The sequence below is a fragment of the Polymorphobacter sp. genome (assembly GCF_048007885.1).
Taxonomy (GTDB): domain Bacteria; phylum Pseudomonadota; class Alphaproteobacteria; order Sphingomonadales; family Sphingomonadaceae; genus Sandarakinorhabdus.
The window spans coordinates 2,062,431-2,076,387 of the sequence record NZ_CP180346.1 but is presented as its reverse complement, the minus strand read 5'-3'; the positions used below and the strand labels follow the sequence as shown (position 1 = coordinate 2,076,387).

The 13,957-nt window shown below is 69.0% G+C and carries 12 protein-coding genes and 1 pseudogene; 8 read left to right on the top strand and 5 right to left on the bottom strand.

Going from position 1 to position 13,957, the window contains the following annotated elements; all coding sequences use genetic code 11:
* The first annotated feature begins 6 nt into the window (after positions 1 to 6).
* The 5 genes from ACMVO5_RS09915 to ACMVO5_RS09895 are packed head-to-tail and all read left to right on the top strand — an operon-like array spanning position 7 to position 5,308.
* Positions 7 to 669 carry a CvpA family protein gene (locus ACMVO5_RS09915; protein ID WP_416907352.1) on the top strand — a complete coding sequence of 221 codons (663 nt, stop codon included), beginning with the start codon at positions 7 to 9 and terminating at the stop codon, positions 667 to 669.
* Positions 670 to 671: 2 nt separating this feature from the next.
* Positions 672 to 1,988, top strand: a complete 1,317-nt coding sequence (gene cysS / locus ACMVO5_RS09910) for a cysteine--tRNA ligase (protein WP_416907351.1) — start codon at positions 672 to 674, stop codon at positions 1,986 to 1,988.
* Positions 1,989 to 2,040: 52 nt separating this feature from the next.
* Entirely contained in the window at positions 2,041 to 2,469 is a 429-nt protein-coding gene (locus tag ACMVO5_RS09905) for an iron-sulfur cluster assembly scaffold protein (RefSeq protein WP_416907350.1), read from the top strand.
* 2 nt (positions 2,470 to 2,471) lie between these two features.
* The gene (locus tag ACMVO5_RS09900; RefSeq protein WP_416907349.1) at positions 2,472 to 4,298 is read left to right on the top strand and encodes a monovalent cation:proton antiporter-2 (CPA2) family protein; all 1,827 of its coding nucleotides are present in this window, start codon (positions 2,472 to 2,474) and stop codon (positions 4,296 to 4,298) included.
* Positions 4,299 to 4,309: 11 nt separating this feature from the next.
* The gene (locus ACMVO5_RS09895; protein WP_416907348.1) at positions 4,310 to 5,308 is read left to right on the top strand and encodes an NADP-dependent oxidoreductase; all 999 of its coding nucleotides are present in this window, start codon (positions 4,310 to 4,312) and stop codon (positions 5,306 to 5,308) included.
* Here the strand turns inward: ACMVO5_RS09895 and ACMVO5_RS09890 are convergent.
* On the bottom strand, positions 5,305 to 5,640 hold the full coding sequence (locus ACMVO5_RS09890; RefSeq protein WP_416907347.1) for a DMT family transporter: 336 nt from the start codon (positions 5,638 to 5,640) through the stop codon (positions 5,305 to 5,307). The two genes, ACMVO5_RS09895 and ACMVO5_RS09890, sit on opposite strands and share 4 nt — an antisense overlap.
* Before the next feature lie 66 nt (positions 5,641 to 5,706).
* On the opposite strand from ACMVO5_RS09890, the gene ACMVO5_RS09885 reads away from it, so the two are divergent.
* The gene (locus ACMVO5_RS09885; RefSeq protein WP_416907346.1) at positions 5,707 to 7,725 is read left to right on the top strand and encodes a TonB-dependent receptor; all 2,019 of its coding nucleotides are present in this window, start codon (positions 5,707 to 5,709) and stop codon (positions 7,723 to 7,725) included.
* Between the two features lie 3 nt (positions 7,726 to 7,728).
* Here ACMVO5_RS09885 and ACMVO5_RS09880 read toward each other — a convergent pair whose 3' ends face one another.
* Together ACMVO5_RS09880 and ACMVO5_RS09875 are read right to left on the bottom strand one after the other, a co-directional pair.
* A complete protein-coding gene (locus ACMVO5_RS09880; RefSeq protein ID WP_416909351.1) occupies positions 7,729 to 8,475 on the bottom strand; it encodes a molybdopterin-dependent oxidoreductase in 747 nt (248 codons plus the stop codon).
* 111 nt (positions 8,476 to 8,586) lie between these two features.
* Positions 8,587 to 9,285: pseudogene (locus tag ACMVO5_RS09875) on the bottom strand (cytochrome b/b6 domain-containing protein); the annotation flags it as partial.
* 40 nt (positions 9,286 to 9,325) lie between these two features.
* On the opposite strand from ACMVO5_RS09875, the gene ACMVO5_RS09870 reads away from it, so the two are divergent.
* The gene (locus ACMVO5_RS09870) at positions 9,326 to 10,396 is read left to right on the top strand and encodes a magnesium transporter CorA family protein (protein ID WP_416907345.1); all 1,071 of its coding nucleotides are present in this window, start codon (positions 9,326 to 9,328) and stop codon (positions 10,394 to 10,396) included.
* Here ACMVO5_RS09870 and ACMVO5_RS09865 read toward each other — a convergent pair.
* Positions 10,363 to 10,872 carry an Lrp/AsnC family transcriptional regulator gene (locus ACMVO5_RS09865; RefSeq protein WP_416907344.1) on the bottom strand — a complete coding sequence of 170 codons (510 nt, stop codon included), beginning with the start codon at positions 10,870 to 10,872 and terminating at the stop codon, positions 10,363 to 10,365. The genes ACMVO5_RS09870 and ACMVO5_RS09865 overlap by 34 nt on opposite strands.
* A gap of 110 nt (positions 10,873 to 10,982) precedes the next feature.
* Between ACMVO5_RS09865 and ACMVO5_RS09860 the strand changes: the two genes are divergently transcribed.
* A complete protein-coding gene (locus ACMVO5_RS09860) occupies positions 10,983 to 13,322 on the top strand; it encodes a transketolase (RefSeq protein ID WP_416907343.1) in 2,340 nt (779 codons plus the stop codon).
* A gap of 3 nt (positions 13,323 to 13,325) precedes the next feature.
* On the opposite strand, the gene ACMVO5_RS09855 is transcribed toward ACMVO5_RS09860, so the two are convergent.
* Positions 13,326 to 13,946: a YggS family pyridoxal phosphate-dependent enzyme gene (locus tag ACMVO5_RS09855; RefSeq protein WP_416909350.1), complete on the bottom strand. Its 621-nt coding sequence runs from the start codon at positions 13,944 to 13,946 to the stop codon at positions 13,326 to 13,328.
* Positions 13,947 to 13,957: the final 11 nt, after the last annotated feature.

The following is a 13,957-nucleotide window of genomic DNA, read 5'->3' as shown; positions in this document are numbered from 1 at the left end:
GGTCATATGCTCGAGCAACTGACCGTTTTCGATTATGCCGTGGCGGCGATTGTCGGCTTTGCCGCGATTGGCGGGCTGGCGCGCGGCTTTGTCGGCGAAGTGGTGTCGCTGCTGGCCTGGGTGGCGGGCGTGCTGGCGGTGCGCGTTCTTCATGTGCAGACCAAGACCTATGTCGGCGGCTGGATCGACAATGAGGCGGGGGCAGCGGCGGTGGCGCTGCTGGGCCTGTTTGTCGGGTCCTTTCTGGCGGTGCGGCTGATTGGCGGGGCGCTGAGCCGGAAGACGCGCGCCTCGGTGATCGGGCCGGTGGACCGGATTTTGGGGCTGGGATTTGGCGCGGCCAAGGGCGTGGTGGCGGCGACGCTGATGTTTTTGCTGGTGGTGATGGGGATCGAGACAGTGTTTCCCGGCCAGCCGCAGCCCGACTGGATGGCGCAGGCGAAATCGACGCCGACGCTGGTGATCGCATCTCGCCTGCTGGTGGACTTTGTCGATGAGGCGCGGCGGATCGACGGCGATCTGGCGGGCGGCGACCCGCATGCCGGACTGGGGCTGCCGGGATTTGGCGGCGGCGCTGACGAGGCCGATGGCTACCGCGGCGAGGACCGCAGCGCGCTCGACAAGCTGCTGGACGAGCAGGAAAAACAGATCCCCTCGACGCCGATCTGACGATGGCGGAGATCTGGCTTTACAACACGCTGTCGCGCACCAAGGCGCGGCTTGAGCCGGGCGACCCCGGGCGGGTGACCATGTATGTGTGCGGGCCGACGGTCTATGACCGGGCGCATATCGGCAATGCGCGGCCCGCCGTTGTGTTTGACCTGCTGCAGCGGCTGCTCGGCCATGTCTATGGCGAAGGCCATGTCGTCTATGCGCGCAACATTACCGACATTGACGACAAGATCATGGCCCGCGCCGACGCCGAAGGGCTGGGGATCGAGGCGGTGAGCCGCCGCTATGAGGATCATTATCTGGCCGACATGGCGGCGCTGGGGGTGCGCCGGCCCGACCTTGAGCCGCATGCGACGACGAGCATCGGCGCGATGACGGCGATGATCGCCCGGCTGATCGCCAGCGGCCATGCCTATGTTTCGGACGGGCATGTGCTGTTCGAGGTGGCGCGCGACCCGGATTATGGGCAGCTTTCGCGGCGGCCGCTCGACGAGATGGCGGCGGTGGCGCGGGTGGAGGCGGCCGATTACAAGCGCGCGGCGGCGGACTTTGTGCTCTGGAAGCCTTCGACGCCCGGCCAGCCGGGCTGGGACAGCCCCTGGGGGCGCGGGCGGCCGGGCTGGCATATCGAATGTTCGGCGATGATCGCGGAGCAGCTGGGCGAGACGATCGACATTCATGGCGGCGGGCTGGACCTGCAATTTCCGCATCATGAAAATGAGCTGGCACAATCGCGCTGCGCGCATGGCGGGGCGGCGCTGGCGCGGATCTGGATGCACAATGGCTTTTTGAGCATGGGCGGCGGCGACAAGATGTCGAAGTCGCTCGGCAATGTGGTGAGCGTCGGCGCGCTGCTGGACGAGGGCTGGGACGGCGGCGTGCTGCGGCTCGCGCTGCTTTCCGCCCAGTATCGCCAGCCGCTCGAATGGAGCGCGCAGCTTTTGGCCGACAGCAAGGCGCGGCTGGCGCGCTGGGCGCGGGCGCTGGACGGGGTGGCGGCGGCAGCGACCCCGCCGGCGGGCGTGGTGGCGGCGCTGGCTGATGACTTGAACACGCCGCTGGCGCTGGCCGAGCTGGGCAAGGCGGTGCGCACCGCACCGGGCGAGGCGGTGGCGGGTCTGGCGCTGATGGGGATTGCGCTGCCGGCGGCCGGGGGCGGCGATGATGATGGCGACATCGAGGCCATGGTGGCGGCGCGCACGGCGGCGCGCGCGGCGCGCGACTGGGCGGAATCGGACCGGCTCAGGGATGCGCTGGCAGCGCGCGGCATCGTGCTTGAGGATGGGCCGCAGGGCACGCGCTGGCGGCGGCAATGAGCGCCCTTGCAGGCGTCTCGCCAGCGGGCGGCGGCTCGGCTATGAAAGAGGCATGAGCGAGACACTTTACAACCGCGAGATCCTGCGGCTGGCGGCCGAAGGCGGCGAGGCGACCCGGCTGGCGGATGCGCAGGGCAGCGCGGCGAAGGTTTCCCCCATTTGCGGCAGCCGGGTGACGGCGGATGTGCGGCTGGACGAGGCCGGCTGTGTGGCGGCGCATGGGCAGGAGGTGCGCGCCTGCGCGCTGGGGCAGGCGGCAGCGACGCTGGTGGCGCGCGAGATCATCGGCCGCGACCGGGCGGCGCTGGCGGCGGCGCGCGCGGCGCTGGCCGACTGGCTGGCCGGCGGCGAGAGCGCGCCCGACTGGCCGGGGATGACGGTGTTTGCGCCTGCGCGCCCCTACCGCGCGCGGCATCCTTCGATCTTGCTCGCCTTTGATGCGGCCATTGCAGCGGTGGACGCAGCGCGCGTGGCGGCCTGAGCATGGCGGCGGCGGAGACACCGGCGTTTCTGCCGGAGGCAGTGGTTTATCTGGGCGCCTCGGTGGTGCTGGTGCCGCTGTTCGTGCGCGCCAAGCTGGGCGCGGTGCTGGGCTATCTGGCTGCCGGCATATTGATCGGGCCATCGGCGCTGGAGCTGGTGAGCCAGCCGGAGCGCGTGCTGCAATATGCCGAATTCGGGATCGTGCTGCTGCTGTTCGTGATCGGGCTGGAGCTGCAGCCCTCGCGGCTCTGGGCGATGCGGCGTGACATCTTCGGGCTGGGGGCGGCGCAGGTGGTGTTGTGCGGGCTGGCGCTGACGCTGGCGCTGAAGGGGCTGACCGGGCTGAGCTGGGAGGCGGCGCTGGTGGTGGGCATGCCGCTGGGCCTGTCTTCGACCGCGCTGGTGATGCAGCTTCTGGCCGAACGCTCGCTGGCGGGCACGAGCTTTGGCGAGCGGACCTTCTCGATTCTGCTGTTTCAGGACATTTCGATCGTGCCGCTCTTGACCGTGGTGGGGGCGCTGAGCCGGGTGCCCAACCCCGATGCGCCGCCGGGCTGGCAGGTGGGGGCGATGACCGTGGCGGCGCTGGGCGTGCTGGTGCTGGTGGGGCGCTATCTGTTGCCCGCCGTGTTCCGCATCATCGGCACGCTGGGCGCGCGCGAGGCCTTTGTCGCAGCCGCGCTGCTCTCGGTGATGGGCAGCGCCTATTTCATGGCGTCCTTTGGCCTGTCGATGGCGCTGGGCGCCTTTGTCGCCGGCGTGATGCTGGCCGACAGCCCCTATCGCCATGCGCTGGAGGCCGACATCGAGCCGTTTCGCGGGCTGCTGCTCGGCCTGTTCTTCATCGCCATCGGCATGACGCTCGATCTGGATACGGTGCAGGGGCAATGGGCGCTGGTGCTGACGTTGGTGGCGGCCGTAATGGGGGTGAAGACGCTGGTCATCATGGGGCTGGCGAAGCTGTTCGGGAAGGACTGGCTGTCGGCGCTGAAGATGGGGCTGCTGCTCAGCCAGGGCGGTGAATTCGGCTTTGTGCTGTTTGCCGAGGCGCAGCGCGGGCTGCTGCTGGAGCCGCAGGCGGTGCAGCTGTTTGGCGCGGTGGTGACGGTGTCGATGGCGCTGACGCCGATCATCTTTGCGCTGTCGATGCGGCTTCGGCTGCCGGGGCGCGGCCGCGCCGCGCCGGACGGGCCGGAAGCAGCGGTGCATGGGCCGGGCACCGAGGGCCGGGCGATTGTGGTCGGCATGGGGCGTGTCGGGCAAGTGGTGGCGCAGATGCTGCGCGCGCGCGGCGTGGAGGTGACGGCCATTGATTTCGACCCCGAGCAGATCGAAGTGGCGCGGCGCTTTGGCAACAAGGTCTATTTCGGCGATGGACGGCGGGTGGACATTTTGCGCGCCGCTGGCGTGGAGGAGGCCTCGCTGCTGGTTTATGCGGTGGACGGGGCGTGGGACCCGGTGACGACGCTGGGGCCGGTGTGGGCGGTGTGGCCCGACCTGCCGGTGCTGGCGCGCGCGCATGACCGGATGCACTGGCTGTCGCTCAAGCGCTCGGGCGTGGAGCGGGCGGTGCGCGAGACCTTCGAGAGCGGGGTGATGCTGGGCCGCGAGGCGCTGGCCGAGCTGGGGACGGCAGCGGGCATGATCGACGCGATCGAGGCCGAGTATCGGCGGCGCGATGCCGAGCGGCTGGACCTTCAGCTGTGTTCGGGCGACGATTATTCGGGCGTGGACCGGCTGATCCGGGGGCCGATTGCGCTTGATGCGGCCGGGGCGATGGATGAAGAAGGTGCGGTGGACGTGCCGCGGACAGGCGCCGCGACCTGAGGAGAGTGACGATGCAGAGCCGTGAGATCAGGCTGAAGAGCCGCCCTGTGGGTGTGCCGTCGCATGAGCATTTCGAGCTGGCGGAGACGACCTTGGGCGCGCTCGCCGAGGGCGATGTGATGGTGCGCAACCACTGGATGAGCGTTGATCCCTATATGCGCGGGCGGATGTATGACCGGGCGAGCTATGTGCCGCCCTTTGCCATTGGCGAGCCGCTGCAGGGCGGAGCAGTGGGCGAGGTGGTGGAGAGCCGCTCGCCCGATTTCGCGCCCGGCGACCTGGTGTCGAGCATGTTCGGCTGGCGCGAGGGCTTTGTGGCACCTGCGGGCGCGCTCGAAAAGCTGCCGCGCGCGGGCGGCGTGCCGGAGCAGGCGTTTCTGGGCGTTTTGGGCATGCCCGGCTTTACCGCCTGGGCGGGCCTTCTGGAGATCGGCAAGCCGCAGCCGGGCGAGACGGTGTTCGTGTCAGGTGCAGCCGGGGCCGTGGGCTCGATCGTGGCGCAGATCGCGCGGATCAAGGGCTGCACCGTGGTGGCGAGCGCGGGCAGCGACGAGAAGTGCGACTGGCTGCGCTCCCTGGGGGTGCATCATGCGATCAACTACAAGAGCTGCGGTGACCTGAATGCGGCGGTGAAGGCGGCGGCGCCCAAGGGGATCAACATCTATTTCGACAATGTCGGCGGCGAGCATCTGGAAGTGGCGATCGAGAATGCCCGGCCTTTTGCGCGCTTTGTCGAATGCGGGATGATCGCCGACTATAACGCCACCGCGCCTGCGCCGGGGCCGCGCAACATCATGCAGGTTGTCGGCAAGTCTTTGATGATCCGTGGTTTCATCCAGTTCGAATTTGCCGCCCTGAGGCCGCAATTCCTGTCGGACATGATGGGCTGGATCGCGTCCGGCGACATCAAGTGGCAGGAGACAGTGGAGGAAGGCATCGCGCGCGCCCCCGATGCGTTCATCGGGCTGTTTTCAGGGGCCAATACCGGCAAGATGCTGGTCAGGCTCTAAAGCTCGCCACCCCCGGGTGTGGTGAGGCGCAGGCCGAGCGCGCCGACCAGAACGAGGGCGATGCAGGCAATCTGCGCCGGGCTGAGCTTTTGCTGGAAGGCGATGATGCCGATGACGGCCATGGCGACGATGCCGACGCCCGACCAGACGGCGTATGCGATGCCGACGGGGATCGACTTGAGCGCCGGGGCGAGGGCGAGGAAGCAGAGCGCATAGACGCCGATGGAGGCGGCGGCGAAGCCCCAGCGGTCGAGCCCGTTCGACATTTTGAGGAGCGTGGTAGCGGCGATTTCGAGGATGATCGCAACCGAAAGATAGAGCCAGCCGGTCATGGCATCTCCTGAATTGATAGGTTTGAAGGTCTTGCCAGCAAGGGGTCTGTCTGTCCATGAGGGGCCATGGACGCCCTGCCCCCACCCCCGCCCTCGCTGCCCGCCGAAATCATCGTGACCGGACGCCCGCTGCCCTTGGGCGCGGGCGCGGCCGCCTTCAGCAGCGTGACGGTGACGCCGGAACGGCTGACCGCGACGGCCTCGGGGCGGCTGGAGGATGCGCTGCGCGATGTCGCCGGGCTGGCGAGCTTCCGGCGGACCGACAGTCGCAGCGCCAACCCGACGAGCCAGGGGCTGACCCTGCGCGCGCTGGGCGGCAATGCGGCGAGCCGGGCGCTGGTGCTGCTCGACGGGGTGCCGATTGCAGACCCGTTTGCGGGCTATCTGCCTTTTGCCGCCATCGACCCGGCGCGGCTGGCGGCGATCCGCGTGGTGCGCGGCGGCGGCGGCGGCGCCTTTGGCAGCGGCGCGGTGGCGGGCACGCTTGACCTGGTGAGCGCCGGGCCTGAGCTGCTGGCGCCCGTCACGCTGGGGTTGGACTATGGCAGCCGTGACAGCCTGAGTGCCAATGCCGGGCTGGCGGTCTCATTGGGCGGCGGCTTTGTGACGGCGAGCCTGCGCCATGACGAGGGTGACGGCTATTTGCTGGTGCCGGAAGATGACCGCGGGGCGGTGGACATTCCGGCGCGCTATCGGAGCACGGGCGGGAGCCTGCGCGCGGTGGTGCCGGTGGGGCCGCAGACCGAAGTGCAGGTGAGCTTCCGCGCCTTCACCGACCGGCGGACGCGCGGCGTGGAGATCATCGACAGCGGCACGGACGGGGCGGACGCCTCGATCAGGGTGGTGCACCGCGGCGACTGGGGCGTGGATGCGCTGGCCTATGTGCAGACGCGCAATTTCACCAGCCGCTTCGCCAGCATTTCGGCCGACCGCAGCACGGCGACGCCGGCGCTCGACCAGTTCAAGACCCCGGCGACCGGCGTGGGTGGGCGGCTGGAGGTGCGGCCGCCGCTGCCTTTCGACCTGCGGCTGGGCGTGGACGGGCGGCGCGCCGAAGGCACGACCAACGAGCGGTTCCGCTTTTTGAACGGCGATTTCGCCAATCTGCGCGAGGCGGGTGGATCGACCAGCCTGATCGGCGGCTACGTTGAGGCGAGTGCGGCGCTGGTAGAAGGCTTCACGCTGACCGGCGGGGTGCGGGTTGACCGCTGGCATATCGGCGAGGGGCGGATTTTCGAGCAGGTGGCGGCGACCGGGGCGGGGCTGCGCAATGTGATGACCCCGCCGCGCAGTGGCACGCGCACAACGGCGCGCGGCGGCGCGGTATGGCAGCCGGTGGCGGGGCTGAGCCTGCGCGCGGCTGCCTATTCGGGCTTCCGCCTGCCGACGCCCAATGAGCTTTACCGTTCGTTCCGGGTGGGGCCGGACGCGACGGCGGCCAACCCCGATCTGGCGCCCGAAAGCGCGCGCGGCGTGGAGGCGGGCTTTGACTGGCAGCCCATCCCCGCTGTGCAGCTCAGCCTGACCGGCTTTGCCAACAGCCTGAACGGCGCGATCAGCAATGTGACGCTGGCGCGGGGGCCGGGGGTGTTTCCGCTGGTCGGCTTTGTCAGCGGGGCGGGCAGCTTCCGCCAGCGGACCAACCTCGACAGCATCCGCACACAAGGGCTGGAGCTGGATGCGCGGGTGCAGGCGGGCGCGGTGACGGCGACCGTGTCGGCCGCCCTTGCCGATGCGCGGGTGCGGGCGAGCGGGGCGGCGGCGGCGCTGGATGGGCTGCGGCCGGCGCAGAGCCCGACGGCGAGCGTGTCGGGCACGCTCGCCTATGCGCGCGGCGCGCTTGGTGTTTCGGGCACGGTGCGGCACACGGCAGCGGCCTTTGAAGATGACCAGAACCTGCGGCGGCTGCCGCCGGCGACGACCTTTGACGCGAGCGCCCGCCTCGCGCTGGGCGGCGGCTTTGCGCTGACGCTGCGCGGCGAGAATCTGACCGACACGCAGGTGGTGAGCGGAATCTCGGGCAACGGCTTGCTGGATTTGGCGCAGCCGCGCACGCTGTGGGTGGGGCTGGCGTTTGGGGGCTGAGGCTCAGATGCCGGCATACCATTCATAGCTGCCGCGATCTTCCCAATAGCCGCCCTTGCCGTCGCCAAAACCGTCGAGCGAGGCGGCAAGCACGATCTCCTCGATATATTTGGCGTGCTTGTAGCCGAGCTGACGCTCGACGCGCAGCCGCACGGGGGCGCCGTGGGCGACATCGAGCGGGGCATTGTTGAGGCGCAGGGCGAGGATGGTCTGCGGGTGCCACGCGTCGATCAGGTCGATGCTTTCATAGTAGCGCACGCCGCTGGTGCTGTAGGTATCGGCGCAGAGGAAGACGGCGTAGCGCGCGCTCTCGCGCACGCCGGCGGCGTTCAGCAGCAGGCCGAGCGGCGGGCCGGCCCAGCCGCCGATGGCGCTCCAGCCCTCGACACAGTCATGCCGGGTGATCTGGCTGCGGGCGGGCAGGGCCTGAAGCTGGGCCACCGAGAGCGACAGCGGGCGTTCGACAAGGCCGCTGACCTTGAGCCGCCAGTCGGAAAAGCCGCTGGCGGCATGGGCCTGATAGGCGGCTGACGTGGGCGCGACGGTGCCATTGGCCTTGAACACCGGCGAGATGTCGGCGGCGCTGAACTCGCGGGCCAGCGCATCGCGGCCGATGAGGCGTTGCCAGCGCTGGGTGGCCTGTTCTGCGCTCTTGGCCACGGCCAGCGCCTTGGGGTCACGGATGAGGCTGTCGCAGCCGGCCAGCGCGAGGCCGGAACCGAGTGCGAGGGCGCGGCGGGTGAGGATCATGGCGCGGTCTCCACACGTTGCCAGCCGGTGATCATGCCGCGCATCAGCCGCCAGGGGCCTGCCAGAAATCAGCATCAGCAGATGGACGAGGACAAAGGCGACCAGCGCGAAGCTGGCGAGGAAATGCACCGAGCGCGCGCTCTGGCGGCCGCCGAACGCATCGAGCAGCCAGGGCCAGCTGGCATCGATGCCGGGCGACATGCCCAGCCCGGAAAGGACCATCAGCGGCAGCAAGAGGACGACAACGCCCGAATAGGCGAGCTTCTGCAGCGGCTGATAGGCGAGCGACGCCGCCCCGCGCGGGAAATGGAGCCGCACATGGTCCTTGATGTCATGCCAGATATTGGCGGGCGCGAGATCGGCGCGGCCCGGCAGCAGGCGGCGGCGCAGCTGGCCGCTGGCGAGGCCCCAGCCGAGATAGGCCAGCCCGTTGAGGATGAGCAGCCAGGCACCGAAGAAATGCCAGTTGCGCGCCACGCCGAGGTTGCGCCAGCCAGGGATGGTGGCCCAGTGCGGAAAGGCGATGTTCTGCGCGGTGCCCGCGGGCGACGCCGAGCGGCCCAGCAGGCCGGTGGTGTCGAACATGGTGTCGCCGATCAAGGTCTTGCCGCGCGGGCCGATGTTGCCGATCATCAGCCAGCGGGCCTCGGTATCGACGCTGGCGCCACGCTTGCCCCAATAGAGCGCGGGATGGGCGTTGAAGATGTTGAGCCCGGTGCCGAGCAGCAGCACGACGAGAGCGGCATTGAGCCAATGGGCGGCGCGGACCCACAGCGGGTGGCGCTTCACAAGCGTGGCGGACGTGGTCATGACCCAACCTAACCTCTGCGCAGGCCCGCGGACAGCGGGCATGTCGACACGCGCGGTTCGGGCGGCGGCAGGGCCATGGTTACAGTTGTTGACCGGGCTTGCCGGCTCATGCACCTCTCTGGCCATGCTGGTGGTGCATCATCTGGTGAACGGGCGGCTGGTGCCGGGGACGGCGGGGGCGCAGGCGCCGCTGCCGGCCGATGCGCTCTGGGTCGATGTGGACTGCCCGACGGCAGCCGAGGATGCCGGGCTGGAGGCCGCGCTCGGGGTGGAGATTCCCAGCCGGGAGGATCTGCGCGAGATCGAGGCCTCGAGCCGGCTCTACCGCGAGAACGACGCGGTGGTGCTGACGCTGAGCCTGGCGACGGGTATCTTGAAGAACAAGGATGTGCTGGCGGCCGAGCTGCATCCCCTCGCCGTGATCCTCAGCCCCAAGGCCCTGGTGACGGTGCGCTTCACCGACCTGACGGCGATCGACCGGCTGATGGTGCAGACGGCACGGGGCTGCCCGGCGACGCCGGCGGCGCTGCTGATGATGCTGCTCGACACGGTGATCGACCGGCTGGCGGATTCGATCGAGCGGATTGCCGTCGAGATCGACGACATCAACCGGCAGGCCTTCTGGCGGGGCGGGGCGAGCGGACGGCCGCAGCGGCTGTCCAACATCGCGCTGCAATCGCTGTTGCAGCGGCTGGGCACGGCGCAGGATGCGCTGTCCAAGACCCGCGAATCGGCGGTGAGCCTGTCCCGCGCGACCAGCTTTCTGGCGCTCAGCCTGCCCAAGGATGCCGAGCGCTCGGCACAGATCAAGTCGATGACGCGCGATCTCGCTTCGCTCACCGACCATGCCAGCTATCTGGGCAGCACCATCACCTTCCTCCTTGATGCGACGCTGGGGCTGATCAGCATCGAGCAGAATGCGGTGCTGAAGATCTTCTCGGTATTTGCCGTGGTGTTTCTGCCGCCCACGCTGGTGGCCGGCATCTATGGGATGAACTTCGCCTTCATGCCCGAGCTGGGCCAGCCCTGGGGCTATCCGCTGGCGCTGGGGCTGATGCTGCTGTCTGCGGTGCTGCCCTATGTGATTGCGCGCTGGCGCGGCTGGCTTTGAGCAACCGGCAGCGCGGTGCGGGTGACGACGGGGCGGAGCGCGAAGCTGCTGGTGACCTGGCCGACGCCGGGGATGGTGGTGAGGCGGTGGCGCATGAAATCCTCGAAATCGGCGATCGAGGCGACCAGCACGCGGAGCTGATAATCGGCCTCGCCGGTCATGAGGTAGCATTCCATGACTTCCGGGCAGGCGGCGATGGCCGCCTCGAAAGCGGCCAGCCCGCTGTCCTGCTGGCGATCGAGGCGGACGCGGATGAAGGCGGTGATGCCGAGCCCGATGGCGGCGGGATCGAGCAGCGCAACATAGCCCGAAATGACGCCGGCGGCCTCAAGCCGGCGGATGCGGCGCAGGCAGGGGCTGGGCGAGAGGCCGATGGCATCGGCGATCTCCTGATTGGTGGCGCGGCCGTCACGCTGGAGATGGGCGAGAATCGCCCGGTCGAAGCTGTCGAGCGATATTGGCAGATCATTGCTCATAGGGGGACTTTCGAGGCAGGTTTCGTCCCTTTCTGGCTCAAACGAGGCTGAAATAGCAAGGACTGGCCGGGGCGCACTGGATTATCTTGCGCTCTTCGATGGAGGGCCTGATGGCGGTGGCAGAGATTGTGGATGACCGGGCAGCGCTGGTGGCAGCACTTGAGGCGCTCGACACACGGCTGCGCTGGCTGTCGGCCTGGACCATCCACAATGCCAATCATCTGCGGGACAGCCGCGACGGGCTGAAGGTGGGCGGGCATCAGGCCAGCTGCGCCTCGATGACCGCGATCATGGCGGCGCTCTATTTCCATGTGCTGCGGCCGCAGGACCGGGTGGCGGTGAAGCCCCATGCCGGGCCAGTGCTGCACGCCATTCATTATCTGCTGGGGCAGCAGAGCGTGGAACAATTGCAGGCGTTTCGCGGTTTTGGCGGGGCGCAGAGCTATCCCAGCCGGACCAAGGACCGGATTCCGGTCGATTTCTCGACCGGTTCGGTGGGGCTGGGGGTGGCGGTGACGGCCTTTGCCGCCTTGATGCAGGATTATCTGATCGCCCATGGCCAGCTGGCCGAGGCCGAGGCCGGGCGGATGATCGCGCTGATGGGCGATGCCGAGCTGGACGAGGGCAATATCTATGAATGCCTGATCGAGGGCTACAAGCATGACCTGCGCAACTGCTGGTGGATTGTCGATTACAATCGCCAGTCGCTGGACAGCACGACGGCTGACCGGATGTTCCGCCGCTTCGACGATATTTTCGAGACCTGTGGCTGGCGGGTGCTGACGCTGCGCCATGGCAAGAAGCTGCAAGCCGCTTTCCGCAAGCCGGGCGGGCAGGCGCTGCAGGACTGGATCGAGAATTGCCCCAATGCCGATTATGCCGTGCTGACCTATCAGGGCGGCAGCGCCTGGCGGGCGCGGCTGCTGGCCGATCTGGCGGGTGACGCGGCGGCATGCGCGCTCATCGAGGCGCATGACGACGAGGCGCTGGCGGCGCTGATGACCAACCTTGGCGGGCATTGCATCGAGACGCTGCTCGACGCCTTTGAGACGGCTGCGGCGGACGACCGGCCGACGGTGTTCATCGCCTATACGATCAAGGGCATGGGGCTGCCCTTTGCCGGGCACAAGGACAATCACGCCGGGCTGATGAACCCCAGCCAGATCGCGGGCCTGCGCGAACGGCTGGGCATTGCCGAGGGCGAGGAGTGGGACCCCTGGGCGGGGCTGGGCGACAATGTGGCGGCCGAGCTGAAGGCGCTTGTCAGCCGCAGCGCGCTGGCGGCGCGCGGGCCGGAGCCAGAGGCGGCGCGCGTCGCAGTGCCGGCGATTCCGGTGCCGACGGGCGCGGAGCAGGCGACACAGGCGGGCTTTGGGCGGATCCTGCTCGACCTGGCAAAATCGGGCGCGCCGCTGGCGGACCGGATCGTGACGACCTCGCCCGATGTGACCGTTTCGACCAATCTTGGTGGCTTTGTGAATGCGCGCGGGCTGTTTCGGCGCCAGGAGCTGAAGGATGTGTTTGCCGGCGCGAAAATCCCCTCGCCGCAGAAATGGGCAGGGCATGCGGCCGGCCAGCATGTCGAGCTGGGGATTGCCGAGAACAATCTGTTTCTGGTGCTGGGGGCGGCCGGCCTGACCGGACCGCTGTTCGGCACGCGGCTGCTGCCGATCGGGACTGTCTATGATCCGTTCATTTCGCGCGGGCTCGATGCGCTCAACTATGCCTGTTATCAGGATGCGCGCTTCCTGCTGGTGGCGACGCCTTCGGGGCTGACGCTGGGGCCGGAGGGCGGCGCGCACCAGTCGATCAACACGCCGCTCATTGGCATGGGCCAGCCGGGGCTGACCGCCTTTGAGCCCGCGTTTGTTGATGAGCTGGCGGCGATGATGGGCTGGGCCTTTGCCCATATGCAGGCCGAGGATGGCGGCTCGGTGTATCTGCGGCTGACGACACGGGCGATCCCGCAACCGACGCGCGCCGATGACAGCTGGCGCGAGGGCGCGCTGAAGGGCGGCTATTGGCTGCGCGCGCCCGCGGCTGACACGCGCCTGGCGCTGGTCTTCTCCGGGGCGGTGGCGCCCGAGGTGATGGCGGCGGCCGAGGCGCTGGCCGAGGATGTGCCGGGGCTGGGCGTGCTCAACGTGACCTCGGCGGACCTTTTGCACCGGGGCTGGTCAGCGGCGCGGGCGGGGCGCTGGCGGGGCGGGCAGAGCGTGCCTTCGCATGTCGAGACGCTGCTGGGCGCGCTGCCGGCCAGCGCCGGTCTGGCGACGGTGCTGGATGGCTCGCCCTCGGCGCTGAGCTGGCTGGGCGGGGTGCGCGGGCAGCGGGTCAGCCCGCTTGGCATCGACCGCTTTGGCCAGACCGGCGATCTGCCCGATCTCTACCGCGAATATCGGCTGGACAGTGACGCGATCATTGAGGCGGCCGCCGACCTGCTGGCCTGAGCGCTATTGGCGGGCGCCGAACAGCGCGCTGCCAACGCGGACCATGGTGCTGCCCTGCTGGATGGCGGTTTCAAAGTCACCCGACATGCCCATGGAGAGCTGGGGCAGGCCAAGCTCGCGCGCCATTTTGGCGAGCAGCGCGAAATAGGGGGCTGGCTCGCGGTCGGCCGGCGGGACCGCCATCAGGCCGGTGACATCAAGCCCGGCCTCGCGCGCGGCGGCGAGCAGCGCGGGGGTGTCGGCGATGGCGCAGCCACCCTTCTGCTCTTCCGCGCCGATATTGACCTGGAGCAGCACCGGCAGCTGCCGCCCGGCCCGGGCCATCGCCCGGGCCAGCGCCGTGATGAGCGAGGGGCGATCGACCGAATGGATGACATCGAACAGGGCGACCGCCTGATCGGCCTTGTTGGATTGCAGCTGGCCGATGAGGTGGAGCGTGAGGCCGGGGGTGGCGGCGCGCAGCGCGGGCCATTTGGCGGCGGCTTCCTGAACGCGGTTTTCGCCGAAGTGGCGGTGGCCGGCGGCGATGAGCGGAGCAATGTCGGCGGCGGCGAAGGTCTTGGTGACGGCGATCAGGCTGGTGTCGGCGGGCGCACGGCCGGCGGCCTTGCTGGCAACGGCCATGCGCGCGAGGA